The sequence below is a fragment of the Halobaculum sp. P14 genome, assembly GCF_051195155.1.
Taxonomy (GTDB): domain Archaea; phylum Halobacteriota; class Halobacteria; order Halobacteriales; family Haloferacaceae; genus JBNTKA01.
Genome location: NZ_JBNTKB010000009.1, coordinates 3694 through 5107, shown reverse-complemented (window position 1 = coordinate 5107; position 1414 = coordinate 3694). Strand labels below are relative to the sequence as shown.

Annotated in this window: 1 rRNA gene; it reads left to right on the top strand. The window is 59.5% G+C overall.

Going from position 1 to position 1414, the window contains the following annotated elements:
- A 16S ribosomal RNA gene (locus ACQUS7_RS14540) occupies positions 1-1366 on the top strand; the annotation flags it as partial.
- Positions 1367-1414: the final 48 nt, after the last annotated feature.

Here is a 1414-nt window from a genome sequence, read left to right as displayed (position 1 = left end):
CTACCCTACGGATCGAGATAACCTCGGGAAACTGAGGCTAATCTCGAATACCGCTCCCACGCTGGAACGCCGGGAGCGCGAAACGCTCAGGCGCCGTAGGATGTGGCTGCGGCCGATTAGGTAGACGGTGGGGTAACGGCCCACCGTGCCGATAATCGGTACGGGTTGTGAGAGCAAGAACCCGGAGACGGAATCTGAGACAAGATTCCGGGCCCTACGGGGCGCAGCAGGCGCGAAACCTTTACACTGCACGCCAGTGCGATAGGGGGACCCCGAGTGCGAGGGCATACAGTCCTCGCTTTTGAGAACCGTAAGGTGGTTCTCGAATAAGAGCTGGGCAAGACCGGTGCCAGCCGCCGCGGTAATACCGGCAGCTCGAGTGATGACCGATTTTATTGGGCCTAAAGCGTCCGTAGCTGGCCGCGCAAGTCCGTCGGGAAATCCACCCGCTCAACGGGTGGGCGTCCGGCGGAAACTGCACGGCTTGGAGCCGGGAGATCCGAGGGGTACGTCCGGGGTAGGAGTGAAATCCCGTAATCCTGGACGGACCGCCGATGGCGAAAGCACCTCGGAAGAACGGACTCGACAGTGAGGGACGAAAGCTGGGGTCTCGAACCGGATTAGATACCCGGGTAGTCCCAGCCGTAAACGATGCCTACTAGGTGCGCTACTGACTACGAGTCAGTATTGTGCCGTAGGGAAGCCGCTAAGTAGGCCGCCTGGGAAGTACGTCTGCAAGGATGAAACTTAAAGGAATTGGCGGGGGAGCACTACAACCGGAGGAGCCTGCGGTTTAATTGGACTCAACGCCGGACATCTCACCAGCTCCGACTGCAGTGATGACGGTCAGGTTGATGACCTTGCCAGAGTTGCAGAGAGGAGGTGCATGGCCGCCGTCAGCTCGTACCGTGAGGCGTCCTGTTAAGTCAGGCAACGAGCGAGACCCGCGTTCCTAATTGCCAGCAGTACCCTTGAGGTAGCTGGGTACATTAGGAAGACTGCCGCCGCTAAGGCGGAGGAAGGAACGGGCAACGGTAGGTCAGTATGCCCCGAATGAGCTGGGCTACACGCGGGCTACAATGGTCAGGACAATGGGTTCCTACCCCGAGAGGGGACGGTAATCTCAGAAACCTGGTCGTAGTTCGGATTGTGGGCTGAAACTCGCCCACATGAAGCTGGATTCGGTAGTAATCGCGTGTCAGAAGCGCGCGGTGAATACGTCCCTGCTCCTTGCACACACCGCCCGTCAAAGCACCCGAGTGAGGTCCGGATGAGGCTCTCGTTGGAGAGTCGAATCTGGGCTTCGCAAGGGGGCTTAAGTCGTAACAAGGTAGCCGTAGGGGAATCTGCGGCTGGATCACCTCCCAACATCCCGGGGCGTGACCACCACGGTCACACCCCACCTTCCCGTCCG